We start from the raw sequence: 15,116 nt of genomic DNA, 5'->3' as shown, positions 1-15,116 counted from the left end.
CCGGTGAGTCGATCCGCTTTACTCCCACGGTTCCACCACAGCGGCCGGTCGCCCCATCGCACCACCGAGCGGAGGGCGCCGGACATCGTCGTTCGGTGACTCCGTGGCCGTGAGCGGCCGATCCGGTCGCGGGTGCGTCCGATTTCTGCCCGCGGATGGCTAAGCGGCCGGATCGGGCCGGATCGAGTCGAGCCGATCGGCGCATCGAATCAGCAAGTCCTGCAAGGCAGCTCGTTCGGCGTCGGTGAATTCCTCGGCCAGGGCTCGTTCGACGCGGACCGCGCGGGCGTCCGCGTCGCGCATCACCGCCGCGCCCTTCTCGGTCAGTGTGGTCTCCAGGACGTTCTTGTGCCACGGGTGCTGCGTGCGCTCGATCAGCCCGCGGTCTTGGAGGTTGCTCAGCACGGTGTTCATCGAGGGCGGGGTGACGCCGCAGAGCCGGGCCAGGGCGGCGGCCGAGATGCCGGGATTCTCCGCGAGGAACAGCAGTGCGGCGTACTGCGGCACGGTGACGCCCGCCGGCTTCAACGCGGCGTTCTTCGCCGTATTGAGGGACTGCTCGGCACGTTTGAGATACGAACCGATCCGTTCGGCGGCGGGCAAGGACGTCATGAACGCATGTTATCCGCACAACTTATCGTTCAAGCCTTGACGATCATTAGAGTTCTAACTTAGATTTGTTCTCATTCTCAAGTGTGAACAAATTCGTTAGAGCGAACCCTAAGAGGTAGACCGATGTCCCAAGCCCTGTCCCGCCTGCTGTCGAGCCTGGCCGCAGGAAGCGCCTGCGTCACGCTCATGGCCTGCGGCACCGCCGATACGCCGAGCAGCCCCGTCCACACCGCCTACGAACTGCCGGGCGACCACGTCTACCCGGAGGGAATCGCGGTCGACGCACGCACCGGAGACAGTTACGTCGGGTCGTACACCACCGGCGCCGTCTACCGCGCGACACCGGATGCCCATCGCGCCGAGGTCTTCCTGCCCGAAGGCGCCAACAACCACAAGACCGCCAACGGCTTGAAAGTCGACTCGGCCGGGCGGCTGTGGGTGACCGACTCGACCACTGGCGTCGCGGTGTACGACGTCGCGACCCGCGCGCTGCTCGCCGACTTCACCATGCCCGGAAGCGATCCCCGCTTCGTGAACGATCTCGCCATCACCCCGGACGGCACGGCGTATCTGACCGACAGCACGCGGGCGGTGGTCTATCGAGTCACTCCCGATCAACTGGCCGCCGCCAGAGCACAGGGCGGGCGCGGGGAACTGACTCCGCAGTTCGACCTGCGCTCCGTACTGCCGCCGATCGAGCCGGGCGGCTTCAGCCTCAACGGCATCGTCGCCGATCCGGCGGGCCGTTACCTGCTCACGGTCGATATGCCGCGCGGCGACCTGTACCGCATCGCGTTGACGCCGGAGGCGAATCCGATCAGCAAGGTCGCCCTGCGCGGAGGCGATCTCCGGCAGGGCGACGGACTGGAACTGCGCGAGGGCACCCTGTGGGCCGTCCACAACACGACCAACACGATCAGCCGCTGGACCGTCTCCGACGACGGCGCCACCGTGACGCTGGCACAGCAGCGCACCGACGAGGCGCTGTCCATCCCGACGACCCTGGCCCGCGCCGGTGACCGAACCCTGATCGTCTCCTCCCAATTCGACAAGGGCGGCCCGATGGGGCCCGGCAGCCCGAGGACGCCGTTCGCCGTCGTCACCCTCGACGGAATCTGACGCGCGAAACGCCGGAAACGATGGCCTCCTCGACGGCCGCCTTCGCGTTGCGAACGGCGTCCTCCACCCGCCGCAAAACCTCGGCGGCGGTCGCCGATCCCGGCCCACACTTACGAGCGTTCGTGGTGATCATCCGCAACTCGCGCAGGTCGCGAAGCCACTCATAACCAGCCCAATCGCGCACATCGAACCCGTATACGCGGCTGAATGCCTCGTATTCGTGCGCCGGGTGCCCGAATCGACGGCAGTGTATCTCGATGGTTACCAGGTCCCATTCTGGCGGGCCGATTGCCGCGTTCTCCCAGTCGCACAGAACAGCGCGTCGAGCAACGTTGTCCCACAGCGCGTTTCGATGTTGCGCGTCGCCATGGATAACACCTCGCATGAGCGTGTACTGAATGCCACGTTCTCGGGCCGCAAGTTCGTCAAGGCGCGCATGCAGCAAAGCTTGGTCTTCGGGCATGGAAGCCGGGCCCACCTCTCGGCGGACCGGCTTCCAGATGGATGCAACAAGGAGAAGATCTCCGTTGGTATGGAACCGGGAGCGCACCGCACGCGTCGAATTCAGGTGTAAGGCAATGAGGTCGGTTGTCGTGGGTTGCGCTCCTCCATCTCGCTCGAGGGCTCGGGGGTGCGCCTGGCTGACGATGAAGCCCTCATTGGCGGATGCAGCAAAGTTATAGGTAGAAGCACCAATTGGTGCGCGATATGGGGGTCGAGTTGAAGATATCGGCACTTGTAATAGCTACAGCGGCAGCAGTGGCGCCGGTCATGGGCCTGATGCCGAGTCCGGTGGCTCACGCCTCGTTCCCGTGGGGAGCTTGTGGAATCAGCTCGCCCGAAGACAAGGTAGTCACAACCTTCGGCGAATGGAAGCTGCTGTGCGGGAATAAAGACTACGGGTATCGGCATATCCAGGCCGGTCACATGAGCGAATGGGAAGGGCTCGCCGCAATCGAGGGCCGCAACTGGCGCGACATTGCCGATACGGCAATCGCCAAGGCTCACGACGCACCCGACTGGCACGGCCCGCAGAGCGGCGGCCGGTATTGTTACACGGGGCAGATCTACCTGGTCAACCGCGTTACCGGAGCGATAGCCAAGACCGTCCAGCCCACCGTGATCGTGAGTGAGGGCGGGATAGTGATCACTGCCTTCCCTGGAGGAGGATGTCGTGGAAAAGCATGAGCCCAGTGTGGAAGAACTCACCGAGTCGGTTATTCGTGCCGGGACCGAGTCCGGATACCAGATCAGCCGCGATGACACTGGTCGGTTGCAGATCACGGCAATCGATGAATCGCCTGTGGAACCCCCGCTGACCTTCGCGGTAACCGACCAGGAACTCCATGACTACTACCTACGGCTCGCGGCGAATACCGGAAAACCGGTGGGCGCGGGTACTCCGTGGAAGACATGGATGCTCTTGATGGCGACCCACCTCGATGAAGCCGTCTACAAGGCCGGGGTGCTGAATCAGCCCTGCGTGATCACGATCGGCGAGACTGGTTTCTGGCCTGTGCCAAGGTGAGTCGGCGAGTCACCGCTGCACGAGGGCGCTGGCGGCATCTCCGGCCGACGGTCGTCATAATCGACGGCATCTGACGCCGAAACGCCGGAAGCCGGCCCACCTCGCGGTGGACCGGCTTCCGGTTCGAACTGTATTGCCGGGTGGCGGGACTCAGAAGTCCATGCCGCCCATGCCACCGGTCGGGTCGCCGGCGGGAGCGGCGGACTTCTCCGGCTTGTCGGCGACAACGGCCTCCGTGGTCAGGAACAGGGCCGCGATCGAAGCCGCGTTCTGCAGCGCGGAACGGGTGACCTTGACCGGGTCGGCAACGCCGGCGGCCAGCAGGTCCTCGTACTCGCCCGAGTCGGCGTTCAGGCCGTGACCCGCGGGCAGGTTCGACACCTTCTCGGCGACCACACCGGGCTCGAGGCCCGCGTTGAACGCGATCTGCTTCAGCGGAGCCGACAGCGCGACCCGCACGATGTTCGCGCCGGTCGCCTCGTCACCGGTGAGCTTCAGCTCGTCCAGCGCCGGAGCCGACTGCAGCAGGGCCACGCCACCACCGGCGACGATGCCCTCCTCGACGGCCGCCTTCGCGTTGCGAACGGCGTCCTCGATGCGGTGCTTGCGCTCCTTGAGCTCCACCTCGGTGGCCGCGCCCGCCTTGATCACCGCGACACCGCCGGCCAGCTTGGCCAAGCGCTCCTGCAGCTTCTCGCGGTCGTAGTCCGAGTCGGAGTTCTCGATCTCGGTGCGGATCTGCTGAACCCGGCCCTTGATGGCCTCCGGGTCGCCCGCGCCCTCGACGATGGTGGTCTCGTCCTTGGTGACGACGACCTTGCGCGCCTGGCCGAGCAGCTCCACGCCCGCGCTCTCCAGCGAGAGGCCGACCTCTTCGCTGATGACCTCGCCGCCGGTCAGGATGGCGATGTCGGCCAGCTGCGCCTTACGGCGGTCACCGAAGCCGGGCGCCTTGACGGCGACGGACTTGAAGGTGCCGCGGATCTTGTTCACGACCAGGGTCGACAGGGCCTCGCCCTCGACGTCCTCGGCGATGATCAGCAGCGGCTTGCCCGCCTGGATGACCTTCTCCAGCAGCGGCAGCAGGTCCTTGACGGTCGAGATCTTCGAGCCGACCAGCAGGATGTACGGGTCCTCGAGGACCGCTTCCTGACGCTCCGGGTCGGTGACGAAGTAGCCGGAGATGTAGCCCTTGTCGAAGCGCATACCCTCGGTGAGCTCCAGCTGGAGGCCGAAGGTGTTGCTCTCCTCGACGGTGATGACACCTTCCTTGCCGACCTTGTCCATGGCCTCGGCGATCAGCTCACCGATGGACGAGTCGCCCGCCGAGATGCCCGCGGTAGCAGCGATCTGCTCCTTGGTGTCGATCTCCTTGGCGGTGTCGAGCAGCTTGGCGGTGACGGCCTCGACGGCCTTCTCGATGCCGCGCTTCAGGCCCAGCGGGTTCGCGCCGGCCGCGACGTTGCGCAGACCCTCGCGCACCAGTGCCTGGGCGAGCACGGTCGCGGTGGTGGTGCCGTCGCCCGCGACGTCGTCGGTCTTCTTGGCGACTTCCTTGACCAGCTCGGCGCCGATCTTCTCGTACGGGTCCTCCAGCTCGATCTCCTTGGCGATGGACACACCATCGTTGGTGATCGTGGGAGCGCCCCACTTCTTCTCCAGGACAACGTTGCGACCCTTGGGGCCCAGCGTCACCTTGACCGCGTCGGCGAGGCTGTTGAGGCCCCGCTCGAGGCCGCGGCGGGCCTCTTCGTCATACGCAATTGTCTTGGCCATGGCGTTGTTGAGATCCTCCATGTGGATGGCTGACACACAGGACGACCGCTGGTCGGGTCGCCCCAGTTACGCTGGCCAGGTTCGGTGCCCGCGACGGACGACCGAGGGTGTCTACGGAACCCGGTCTCACCGTCCCGACCTGGCACTCACCGATAGGGAGTGCCAAAAGCATTTTTAGCACTCTAGGGTGGCGAGTGCAAGGTCCGCGCCGGGCTAGCGCCGGTCGTCCACGCGGAAGACCAGCGCGACGAACGCGTCGGTGCGCCGTTCCTCCGGCGTGCGGGGCTCTCCGCCCTCGACCGTGACGAGCTCGGCATCGTGCAGCAGCAACTCCGCCTCCACCCGCATGATGGCGCGAATGAACGGCGGGGCGACGTCCGGCGGAAGGTCGCCGTTCAGCACATAGCTGCCGTCCGGTTGGGACTCGGTGGACACATACGAAAGCGCGCGCAGCAGATCTGCGCGCCGTTCCCCCGCTATTAGGTCGGAATCCGTTTCATCCGCCATTGCTATAGCTTAGCCGCCGACGGTTCACATCTCCGGCCGGACGATTCGCGCCTTCCGCCCCCGTCGGCAGAAGTGCAGGTCACGAGGCCGCTGCCGGGTCATCCGCAGAGTCGCCGCCGCGCCCGCTCGCCACCGGCGGCGTAGATTCCGAGGGGATCATGATCGACCTCATCCCGGAAGGGGACGCGGGTGACCGACCTGCCGTTCGATTCGCTGTACCGGCACGGCTTCGCGCGGGTGGCGGTCGCGGTCCCCCGGGTACGGGTGGCCGACCCCGCCTACAACGTCGAGCAGACCGTGGAGCTGGCCGCGCGGGCCGCGGCGGCCGGTGCCGTGCTGACGGTGTTCCCCGAGCTGGGACTCTCCTCGTACACCGCCGACGACCTGTTCCACCAGGACGCGCTGGACGCCGCGGTCGAGGCGGCGCTGGCCCGGCTCGTCGCGGCGAGTACGGATATCGACACGGTGCTCGTGGTGGGCGCCCCGGTGCGCGCGCACCACCGGTTGTTCAACTGCGCGATCGCGATCTGCCGTGGCATCGTGCTGGGCGTCGCGCCGAAGAGCTACCTGCCGAACTATCGGGAGTTCTACGAGAAACGCCAGTTCGCGGCGGCGCGGGAAGTGCTGGAGGATCATGTCACCGTCGCCGGGCACCGTGCGCCGTTCGGCTCCGATCTGCTGTTCCGGGCGAACAATCTGGACGACTTCGTCTTCCACCTGGAGATCTGCGAGGACGGGTGGGTTCCGTTGCCGCCGAGCGGCTTCGCCGCGCTGGCCGGGGCGACCGTGCTGATCAACCTGTCCGCGAGCAACATCGTGATCGGCAAGGCGGACTACCGGCGATCGCTGTGCACCTCGCATTCGGCGCGCTATCTTGCGGCGTATCTGTACTCCGCCGCAGGAACCGGGGAGTCGACGACCGATCTCGCCTGGGACGGGCAGGCGCTGATCTGCGAGAACGGCGACCTGCTCGCGGAGGGCGAGCGGTTCTGCGATCATCCCCAGCTGGTCACCGCCGACCTGGACCTGCGCCGCCTCGCCGCGGATCGTCTGCGCACCACCAGCTTCGCCGACAACGTGCACGACCACCGCGACCGGCTGGCCGCGCTGCGACGCATCGACGTGCGGCTGCCGATCCCCGAGGACCCGGTCGCGCTGGAGCGTGAGATCGAGCGCTTCCCCTACGTTCCCGCCGACCCGGCGCTGCGCAACGAGCGCTGCGCCGAGGTGCACCACATCCAGGTCGAGGGCCTGAGCACGCGGCTGCGCGCGACCGGCACGCAACGCGTGGTGATCGGGGTGTCCGGCGGCTTGGACTCCACCCAGGCGCTGATCGTCGCGGCCAAGACGATGGACCGGCTCGGCCTGCCGCGGGCGAACGTGCTGGCCTACACCATGCCCGGCTTCGCGACCAGCACCAGGACCAGGACCGACGCGCACCGGCTGATGGCCGCCCTCGGCGTCACGGCGCGCGAGATCGACATCCGCCCCTCGGCCACGCAGATGCTGCGCGACCTCGGCCACCCGGCCGCCGACGGCGCGCCGCAGTACGACATCACCTACGAGAACGTGCAGGCCGGTGAGCGGACCTCGCACCTGTTCCGGCTGGCCAATATGCACGGCGCGCTGGTGGTGGGCACCGGCGACCTCAGCGAACTGGCGCTGGGCTGGTGCACATTCGGCGTCGGGGACCATATGGCGCACTACAGCGTCAACGCGTCGGTGCCCAAGACGCTGATCAAATACCTGATCGCCTGGGCGGTGGACACCGAGCAGCTCGGCGCGGAAGCGGGCGAGGTGCTTTCGTCGATCCTGCGCACCGAGATCTCCCCCGAGCTGATCCCGAACGCCGACTCCTCCGCACCGGGTCAGAGTTCGGAGGCCACCGTCGGCCCGTACGAATTGCAGGACTTCCACCTCTACTACCTGTTGCGATTCGGCTACCGCCCCAGCCGCGTGGCCTATCTGGCCAGGCACGCCTGGTCCGATGCCGCCACCGGCCGCTGGCCCGACCTCGTCCCCGCCGATCAGCGCAACGCCTACGACCTCGCCACGATCAAGCACTGGCTGGGCGAGTTCCTGCTGCGCTTCGTGCAGACCAGCCAGTTCAAGCGCTCGACGCTGCCGAACGCGCCGAAGGTCGGCTCCGGCGGTTCGCTCTCGCCGCGCGGCGACTGGCGCGCGCCCAGCGACGCGTCCGCGGCGGCCTGGCTCGAGGAGCTCGCCCGCAACGTGCCGGATGCCTGAGGCGTCGCAGCGCTCGACACCCCGACTGCGGCCGGATGCGCCCTGCCTATGGTGGCTGCGTGAGTGAACGACCCGGCTGGGATGCGATCGATGATGCGTTGCGGCCGCTGTACGGCGATATCGAGCCCTTCCACTGGGCATCCGACCACCCGTGGTCCCTCGGCGGGTCCGACCCGCTCGACGGGATCAGCGCGTACTCCCGCGCCGACCCGGTGCCGCACTGGCATTACATCAGCTATGGGATGACCGAGCTGCACGAGAAGGAGTGGGACGACCCGGCGGAGTCCGGCTGGGGCTTCGAATTCACCTTCCGGCTGGCGCGCGGGCCCGAGGACACCGAGCCGCCCGCGTGGCCGGCGAATTTCATGCAGAACCTGGCCCATTACGTTTTCCAGTCCGGCAAGTGGTTCGAACCGGGACACACCATCAAAACGAACGGGCCGATCGCGGCCGACCACCCCGACTGCACCTGTCACGCCGTCTGCTTCACGACCGACCCCGAACTGGGCCCCGTCGACAGCCCGAACGGCCGCGTGCGATTCTTGCAGATCGTCGGGCTGACCATGCCGGAATACCGTGCGGCACAAGGGGGACGCGCACTGCCACTGCTCGCCGAGCTGGAACCGCGACTACCCCTCTACGTCACCGACATCTACCGTGCGCCGCTGGTCGCCGAGCCGAAACCGCAGGCCCGCTGGCCACGGTGGGGTGGCGGCCTGGCCGGGCGCGGGTGATCAGGCCGCTCGGGTCGTGTGGTGTTCGACCGCAGCGGCCCGGCGCGGCCCGCGGATACCGGCTCTCCGGGTGCGCAGCGCCCGGCGATGACGCGCCCGCGCGGCACGCGCGCCACGCACTCCGTTGACGAGGTTGCGGATGCCGTACCGGGCCGATCGCCGGGCCACACCGATCACCAGCGAGGACACCGCGAGGGCGAGTGCGATCCGCGCACGGAACTTCCCACCGCCCACGCGGATCAGGATTTCTCGGAGCTGATGGACGCGAGCAGTTCGCCCAGATGCGTTTCGGCCTTCGCCTTGTCGACGCCGAGATCGCTGAGCAGACCGGCGCCGTTCTCCTGCTCGAGCAGCGCGAGCAGGATGTGCTCGGTGCCGATGTAGTTGTGCCCCAGCCGCAGTGCCTCCCGGAAGGTGAGTTCGAGGACCTTCTTGGCCTCCGCGCCGAACGGCACGAGCGCGGGGACGTCCCCCTCACTCGGCGGCAGGGACGCGGAGGCGGCGGCGGAGATCACGTCGACGGCGACGCCTTGGTGGACGAGTTCGTGCACCGCGAGGCCCTGCGGTTCGGTGAGCAGCCCCAGCACCACGTGCCCGACCGAGATCTCGCGGTTGCCCGCCGCGCGCGCCGCCTCCTGCGCCGCCATCACGACCGCCCGTGCCCGCTGGGTGAAGCGCGCGAAGCCCGCGTTCGGGTCCATGGCCGCCGCCGCGGCCGGCTCGGGCACCTTGGGCACGAACCGCTTCTGGGCGGCCTGCTTGGTGACGCCCATGCTGGCGCCGATGTCGGTCCACGAGGCGCCGGAGCGCCGGGCCTGGTCCACGAAGTGGCCGATCAGGTGGTCGGCCACTTCGTCGAGGTGATTCGCCACGACGACGGCATCGGACAGTTGCTCGAGCACGTTGTCGGGACGGGCTTTCTTGATGCCGTCGATCAGGTCGTCGAGGCGGAATTGTGAGGTCATACGTCAACCATAAGTTGACGATGACCTATCGTCAACCGTTAGTTGACGATAGGAATCAGGGGCGCGCCGCCCCGGCCGCGAAGCGCACGATGCGCTCCTTGACCCACGCCGCCGTCCGCCCGGTCAGCACCGTCCGAGCCGGTGCGTCGTCGGCGTGCACGGCCTGCACGACTCCGTCTCCGCGGCCCAGGCTGAGGCAATGGAGCACATAGCGGAACCGGAACTCCTTCGGCTCGCGACCACGCATCCGCGCGACGACGGCATCGGCCGCGTGTTTGCCGGTGGGCAGCGCCGTGGCGCATGCCATGCGCAGATCTCGGCCGTCGGGCCCCGCGATGACGGCGGCGTCACCCGCGGCGAAGATGTCCGGGTGCGACACCGAACGCAGGGTGGCGTCGGTGCGCACCCGGCCGTCGGAATCGACCGCCAGACCGGAGCGGGCGGCCAGGTCGGGCACCCGGAAACCCGTGGTCCACACCGTCGCCGAGGCCTCGACCAGCGAACCGTCGGCCGAGCGCGGCCCCTGGGACGTCACTTCGATCACCTTGGCGCCGGACACGATCTCGACGCCGAGCCGCTCCAACGTCCGCCTGATGTGCGCCTGCGCGCGCGCCGAAAGCCAGGCGCCGGGCTCCTCCGACCCGAGCAGCAGCACCCGGGTTCCCGGCCGGGATTCGGCGAGTTCCGCCGCCAGTTCGATGCCGGTCGCCCCGGCACCGACGATCGCCACCGGCCCGTCGACGACGGACAGGTCGCGCACGTCTTCTTGCGTCGCAATGGAATACGCGTGTTCGGCGACGCCGGGGACGCTCTGGACATCGGCGATACTGCCGAGGGCGTAGATCAACGCGTCGTACTCGACCGCGGGTCCCGCGTCGAGCACCACGCGCTTCGCGACCGTGTCGATCTCCGTCGCCAGGGCGCGCACGAAGCGAATATCTTTGCTTTCCAGCGATTCCCGCAGATCCAACGCGGCGATCCGCTGCCCGGCCGCCCGCTGGTGCAGTCGCACTCGCTCCACGAACGACGCGTGGGCGTCCACCACGGTGATCCGGGCATCCCCCGCCGTGCGAGCGAGCCTGCGTGCCGCCGCCAGCCCCGCGTACCCGGCGCCGAGGACGACGATCCGATGCAGTCCGGTCATGATGTGGCTCCTTTCGATCGGCCATCACCCTTCAGACCGGACAGCCCCCCGATTGCTGACAATCCCGCGCCGTGAAGCGCGTCACAGCGGTCGGCGCGGCAGCGTGCCCACCGACCCACCCGAGCCGGCGAAATAAGCCAGCTTGTCCGGGTTGATGATCAACCGCAGCGCCGTGACCAAGCCGTCGGCCGCATCGATCCCCAGCACGACCAGCGGCGCACCGTTTACCCGCGCGACGACGGCAGGGGCGCCGTTGACCTCTTCCACGAGCAACCGCGTCCCCGGCACCTCCCAGCGCAACAGACCCGCCAGGTACCGCGCCACCTGATTCGCGCCGTGTACCGGCCGCCGCGCCGCGGTGATCTTGCCACCGCCGTCGGCCGTCGCGATCACGTCGGCGGCGAGCATCCGTTCCAGCGACGCGATGTCACCTTCGCGCGCCGCCTTCAGGAATCGCTCGATCAGCTCGCGGGCATGCTCCGGCGGAATGCCGAAGCGGGCCCGGCCTTCTCGCACGCGCTGGACCGCCCGGCGGAAGATCTGCTGCGAGTTCGACTCGGTGACGTCGAGCATGTCGGCGATCTCGCGATGCGCGTATCCGAATGCCTCGCGCAGCACGAAGACGGCGCGCTCGACCGGGGTCAGCCGCTCCAGTGCCGTCAGCAGCGCGAGCGAGACCTGTTCGCGCTCCTCGACGGTCTCCAGCGGGCCGAGTTCGCCGCGCGCCGTCGGCACCGGCTCGGGCAGCCACGGCCCGACATAGCTCTCCCGCCGCGCCCGCGCCGAAACGAGCCAGGTGCGGCAGAGATTCACCAGCGCGGTGGTCAACCACGCCTCGGGGGAGCGGATACCGGCTCGGTCGACGCCGTCCCAGCGCAGGTAGGTCTCCTGCACCGCGTCCTCGGCCTCACTCGCCGAGCCGAGCATCCGGTAGGCGAGCGCGAACAGGCGCGGCCGATGCAGTTCGAATTCCCGCAACCCGTCGGACTCCATCGCTGTCCCGCCTCCCCCGCGCATTCAGGCCATACCAGTCGGTGCCGCGAGATCCGCGTGCAGGTCCTGCGTTCGGCGCCGCTCGGTCTTCGGGCGTACCCGGCGAGTTACCCATGTGCTCACGAGATCGATTGTCCGTCCGGCTAATCGGCGTCCCGCGGCGGATGACCGTTCTCACGTTGCTTCGCCCCGGGTCGGCGCAGGCGCAGGCGCGCCGAGCCGCGGATCGCCGGACGCGGGATGGCCGGACGCCGGATCGCGGGCAGCCGCCGGCTCGCCCGTCGTTGCGCGCGCCGCTCGGCGGGTTTGTGCGTCCACGTCTCCGGACGCGCGGCCACCCAGCGCTGGGAATGCCAGGCGAACGGGATATGTCCCAGGTACAGGACGACCAGCACCAGCAACAGCACGATCGGATAGGTGACCAGTGCCGCCGCGGCGAGCGCGACCAGCACCAGCAGCCCGGCCGCGGCCTGCGGCGCCACCGACACCGATTTCATGGCCAGCGTGGGGATGGTGCTGACCGCCAGCGCGGCGGCGAAGACCGTCCACGCGGCGACCTCGTAGAAGCCGACCCACCAGCCGTCGCCGAACTGCACGAACAGCGCCACCGGAACCATCGCGATGAGCGCGCCCGCCGGGGCGGGCACACCGACGAAGTACTCCCGCGCCCAGTCCGGCCGGTTGTCCTCGTCCATCAGGGTGTTGAACCGCGCCAGGCGCAGCACGATGCTGACCGCGAACAGCAGCGCGACGATCCATCCCACGCTGTTGCTGCTGAGCAGCGTCACATACAGGACGAGCGCGGGAGCGACGCCGAAGGAGATGGCGTCCGACAGCGAGTCCAGCTCGGCGCCCATCTTGGTGGTGGCGTCGAGCATCCTGGCCAGCCTGCCGTCGAGGGTGTCCAGCACGGCCGCCGCGCCGATCATGGCCAGCGCGATACCGAGTTTGCCGTCCAGGCCGAACTTCACCGCGGACAGCCCGGAGCACAGCGCCAGGATGGTGACGATGCTGGGCAGCAGCCGGATGCTCCGCCGCCTGCGCCGCTGGGTGGGTACCGCCGCTTCCATCACGCGCCGGCGGGTGAGCCGAGCACGGCGAGCACGGTCTCGCCGCCGATAGTGCGCTGGCCTGGCTGCACGAGTAGTTCGGTGCCCGCCGGGAAGTAGGTGTCGACCCGCGAGCCGAAGCGGATCAGGCCGTAGGTGTCCGCGATGGTCAGCACGTCGCCGACCTGGGCGTCGCAGACGATCCGGCGCGCGAGCAGTCCGGCGATCTGCACCACCACGACCTGACTGCCCTCCGGCGTCTCCAGCACCATGCTGTTGCGCTCGTTGACCGAACTCGCCTCGGGCAGATCCGCGGAACGGAATCGGCCGGGCTGGTGCAGCACCGTGCGCACGACGCCGGAGACCGGAATGCGCTGCACGTGGACGTCCAGCACGGACAAGAAGATGCTCACCCGCGGCAGCGGCGCGTCACCGAGACCCAGCTCGGCGGGGGGAGCGGCGACGTCGACCAGCGCGATCTCGCCGTCGGCGGGGGCGACCACGACGCCCGGCCGGTTCGGCGGCACGCGATGCGGGTGACGGAAGAAGGTCGCGCAAGCCGCCGCGGCGAATAGACCCGTGCGCCGCACCCATTTGCGCTTGCCGCCGACGACGGCGACCGCGAGGGGTGCGGCGACGAACGGGAGCCCGGCGGGATGCAACGGAGGGATCGCGTTGCGAACCAGATCGACGACATGGCCGACTCCGGTCGTTTCAGGCGTGCCGGGCGGGGTGGGACGGCGGGCCACAGGCTCCTCTTTCGTGCTCGATGCAAACGGGTTGCGCTCACCCAACGATAGGCCGGGCGCAAGCGTTCACACCTTACGGGAAGGAGCCTGTGGCACGCTCGGTCACGACCTGACCCGGGACCCCGTGACCAGTCGCACCAGGAACAGCAGGATGACCGCCCCAGCCAGGCAGGTGAAGAAGCTGAACCAGAGCCCGCCGCCCTCGACGTCGACTCCGAACAACTTCAGAAGGAACCCACCGAGCAGGCCGCCGACCACGCCGACGACGATATTGAGCAGAATGCCCTGCTGGGCGTCCGTCTTCATGATCTTGCTGGCGATCCATCCGGCAAGACCGCCGATGATGATCCATCCGATAATCCCGAGACCGAGCATGGTGTCCTCGCATCCTAGTTGGGCCACGCCTCGTACAGCGGTGGCGTGCGAGGACGAGATACCCACCGATTGTCGGAATACGCGCGGCACATGAGCGACTTTCAAGCTAATATGAGGAAGCCTCATGTCTATCCCGCTGATGGGCAGTGGCTGATGAGGGACCGATTTCGATGCTTCGGGGAATCCCCGGCGGCGCCGCCGCAGGTACATAGGAGACGCAGATGGCTGCTCGAATCGCCCAGACCACCGGGGCAGAGCACACGGCGATCCTCGGGCTCGGCGTTTACCGCCCTGCTCGAGTGGTCACCAACGACGAGGTGGCGGGTCCGATCAACTCGAGCGACGAGTGGATCCGGACCAGGTCGGGCATCAAGACCCGGCGGTTCGCCGACGAATCGGAGACCATTCAGAGCATGAGCGTCGCGGCCGCGCGCGGCGCGCTGGAGTCTTCGGGCATCGCGGTGGACCAAGTCGATTGCGTGATCGTTGCTACGTCGACCCATCTGCTGTTGACGCCGGCCGCCGCCCCGCGCATCGCCACCGAGCTCGGCATGAACGGCGCCGCCGCCTTCGACGTCTCGGCAGGCTGCGCGGGCTTCTGCCATTCGATCGCGCTGGCGTCGGACCTGGTCCGGGCAGGCACCGCCGCCCATGTGCTGGTGATCGGCGTGGAGAAACTGACGAACACGGTCAATCCGACCGATCGCTCCACCGCCTTCCTCTTCGCCGACGGCGCGGGCGCGGTGATCGTCGGCCCCTCCGACGAGCCGGGCATCGGCCCCACCGTCTGGGGCTCGGACGGCACCCAGCACCACGCCATCCGGCAGGACAAGGACTGGATGGAGTACTTCCACGAGATCGACGAGAAGGGCCTGGACGCGGTGCGGCCCTATCTGGCCATGGAGGGCACCGCGGTGTTCCGGTGGGCCGCCCACTCGCTGGAGAAGGTCTGCCGCGACGCCATCGACCGCGCGGGCCTGTCCCCCGAGGACCTGGACGCGATGATCCCGCACCAGGCCAACGGCCGGATCATCGAGATCATGGCCCGGGTGCTGAAGCTGCCGGAGCACTGCGCGCTGGCCAACGACATCGAGGAGGCGGGCAACACCTCGGCCGCCTCGATCCCGCTGGCCATGGAGGCGCTGCTGCGCAAGGGCGAGTCCAAGCCGGGTGACACCGCGCTGCTCATCGCTTTCGGCGCCGGCCTCTCCTACGCGGCTCAGGTCGTGAACCTGCCCAATTGGAAGTAAGCCGCTCGCGGCGCTCGCCGCGGTGACACCACCGCGGCGAGCGCCGCGTGACGCGCATTCGGGTCGTC

Annotated in this window: 17 protein-coding genes; 6 read left to right on the top strand and 11 right to left on the bottom strand. The window is 68.4% G+C overall.

Translation table 11 applies throughout. The features are described from left to right. Positions 1–159: 159 nt before the first annotated feature. Entirely contained in the window at positions 160–612 is a 453-nt protein-coding gene (locus tag NG1_RS03745; protein ID WP_174315363.1) for a MarR family winged helix-turn-helix transcriptional regulator, read from the bottom strand. Between the two features lie 123 nt (positions 613–735). On the opposite strand from NG1_RS03745, the gene NG1_RS03740 reads away from it, so the two are divergent. Further along, on the top strand, positions 736–1,731 hold the full coding sequence (locus NG1_RS03740) for an SMP-30/gluconolactonase/LRE family protein (protein ID WP_062968005.1): 996 nt from the start codon (positions 736–738) through the stop codon (positions 1,729–1,731). Here the strand turns inward: NG1_RS03740 and NG1_RS35180 are convergent. Next, positions 1,712–2,194, bottom strand: coding sequence for a phosphotransferase family protein (locus tag NG1_RS35180; protein WP_084498696.1), 483 nt, complete (start codon positions 2,192–2,194; stop codon positions 1,712–1,714). The two genes, NG1_RS03740 and NG1_RS35180, sit on opposite strands and share 20 nt — an antisense overlap. Before the next feature lie 296 nt (positions 2,195–2,490). On the opposite strand from NG1_RS35180, the gene NG1_RS03725 reads away from it, so the two are divergent. Both NG1_RS03725 and NG1_RS03720 read left to right on the top strand, forming a co-directional pair. Further along, positions 2,491–2,919 carry a hypothetical protein gene (locus tag NG1_RS03725; RefSeq protein ID WP_062968000.1) on the top strand — a complete coding sequence of 143 codons (429 nt, stop codon included), beginning with the start codon at positions 2,491–2,493 and terminating at the stop codon, positions 2,917–2,919. Next, positions 2,906–3,259, top strand: coding sequence for a hypothetical protein (locus NG1_RS03720; protein ID WP_157113847.1), 354 nt, complete (start codon positions 2,906–2,908; stop codon positions 3,257–3,259). Before NG1_RS03725 ends, NG1_RS03720 begins: the two co-directional genes overlap by 14 nt. 150 nt (positions 3,260–3,409) lie before the next feature. Here the strand turns inward: NG1_RS03720 and groL are convergent, their stop codons facing one another. Next, positions 3,410–5,035, bottom strand: a complete 1,626-nt coding sequence (groL, locus tag NG1_RS03715; RefSeq protein ID WP_062968339.1) for a chaperonin GroEL — start codon at positions 5,033–5,035, stop codon at positions 3,410–3,412. A gap of 213 nt (positions 5,036–5,248) precedes the next feature. Further along, complete coding sequence (locus NG1_RS03710; protein ID WP_040870612.1) at positions 5,249–5,542, bottom strand: hypothetical protein; 294 nt, start codon at positions 5,540–5,542, stop codon at positions 5,249–5,251. Positions 5,543–5,731: 189 nt separating this feature from the next. Between NG1_RS03710 and NG1_RS03705 the strand changes: the two genes are divergently transcribed. Together NG1_RS03705 and NG1_RS03700 are read left to right on the top strand one after the other, a co-directional pair. After that, positions 5,732–7,789: an NAD(+) synthase gene (locus tag NG1_RS03705; protein ID WP_084498678.1), complete on the top strand. Its 2,058-nt coding sequence runs from the start codon at positions 5,732–5,734 to the stop codon at positions 7,787–7,789. A 59-nt stretch (positions 7,790–7,848) separates the two neighbouring features. Further along, on the top strand, positions 7,849–8,523 hold the full coding sequence (locus tag NG1_RS03700; RefSeq protein WP_084498677.1) for a suppressor of fused domain protein: 675 nt from the start codon (positions 7,849–7,851) through the stop codon (positions 8,521–8,523). Here the strand turns inward: NG1_RS03700 and NG1_RS03695 are convergent, their stop codons facing one another. From NG1_RS03695 to NG1_RS03665, 7 genes are all read right to left on the bottom strand, one after another. After that, positions 8,524–8,757: a hypothetical protein gene (locus NG1_RS03695; RefSeq protein WP_062967993.1), complete on the bottom strand. Its 234-nt coding sequence runs from the start codon at positions 8,755–8,757 to the stop codon at positions 8,524–8,526. It lies immediately after the preceding gene. A gap of 5 nt (positions 8,758–8,762) precedes the next feature. Further along, complete coding sequence (locus tag NG1_RS03690) at positions 8,763–9,488, bottom strand: Clp protease N-terminal domain-containing protein (RefSeq protein WP_062967991.1); 726 nt, start codon at positions 9,486–9,488, stop codon at positions 8,763–8,765. 55 nt (positions 9,489–9,543) lie between these two features. After that, the gene (locus NG1_RS03685) at positions 9,544–10,632 is read right to left on the bottom strand and encodes an NAD(P)/FAD-dependent oxidoreductase (protein WP_062967989.1); all 1,089 of its coding nucleotides are present in this window, start codon (positions 10,630–10,632) and stop codon (positions 9,544–9,546) included. An 81-nt stretch (positions 10,633–10,713) separates the two neighbouring features. After that, a complete protein-coding gene (locus NG1_RS03680) occupies positions 10,714–11,625 on the bottom strand; it encodes an RNA polymerase sigma-70 factor (protein ID WP_062967986.1) in 912 nt (303 codons plus the stop codon). Positions 11,626–11,768: 143 nt separating this feature from the next. Continuing rightward, on the bottom strand, positions 11,769–12,695 hold the full coding sequence (locus NG1_RS03675) for a CDP-alcohol phosphatidyltransferase family protein (protein ID WP_062967984.1): 927 nt from the start codon (positions 12,693–12,695) through the stop codon (positions 11,769–11,771). After that, positions 12,695–13,423: a phosphatidylserine decarboxylase gene (locus NG1_RS03670; protein WP_062967982.1), complete on the bottom strand. Its 729-nt coding sequence runs from the start codon at positions 13,421–13,423 to the stop codon at positions 12,695–12,697. Before NG1_RS03670 ends, NG1_RS03675 begins: the two co-directional genes overlap by 1 nt. A 102-nt stretch (positions 13,424–13,525) precedes the next feature. Continuing rightward, entirely contained in the window at positions 13,526–13,798 is a 273-nt protein-coding gene (locus NG1_RS03665; RefSeq protein WP_062967980.1) for a GlsB/YeaQ/YmgE family stress response membrane protein, read from the bottom strand. A gap of 221 nt (positions 13,799–14,019) precedes the next feature. Here NG1_RS03665 and NG1_RS03660 point away from each other — a divergent pair, with 221 nt between their 5' ends. Next, complete coding sequence (locus tag NG1_RS03660) at positions 14,020–15,048, top strand: beta-ketoacyl-ACP synthase III (RefSeq protein WP_040870624.1); 1,029 nt, start codon at positions 14,020–14,022, stop codon at positions 15,046–15,048. The last annotated feature ends 68 nt before the right edge of the window (positions 15,049–15,116 follow it).

Source organism: Nocardia gamkensis NBRC 108242, from assembly GCF_001612985.1.
GTDB classification, from domain to species: domain Bacteria; phylum Actinomycetota; class Actinomycetes; order Mycobacteriales; family Mycobacteriaceae; genus Nocardia; species Nocardia gamkensis.
This window is presented reverse-complemented; position numbering and strand designations above follow the sequence as displayed.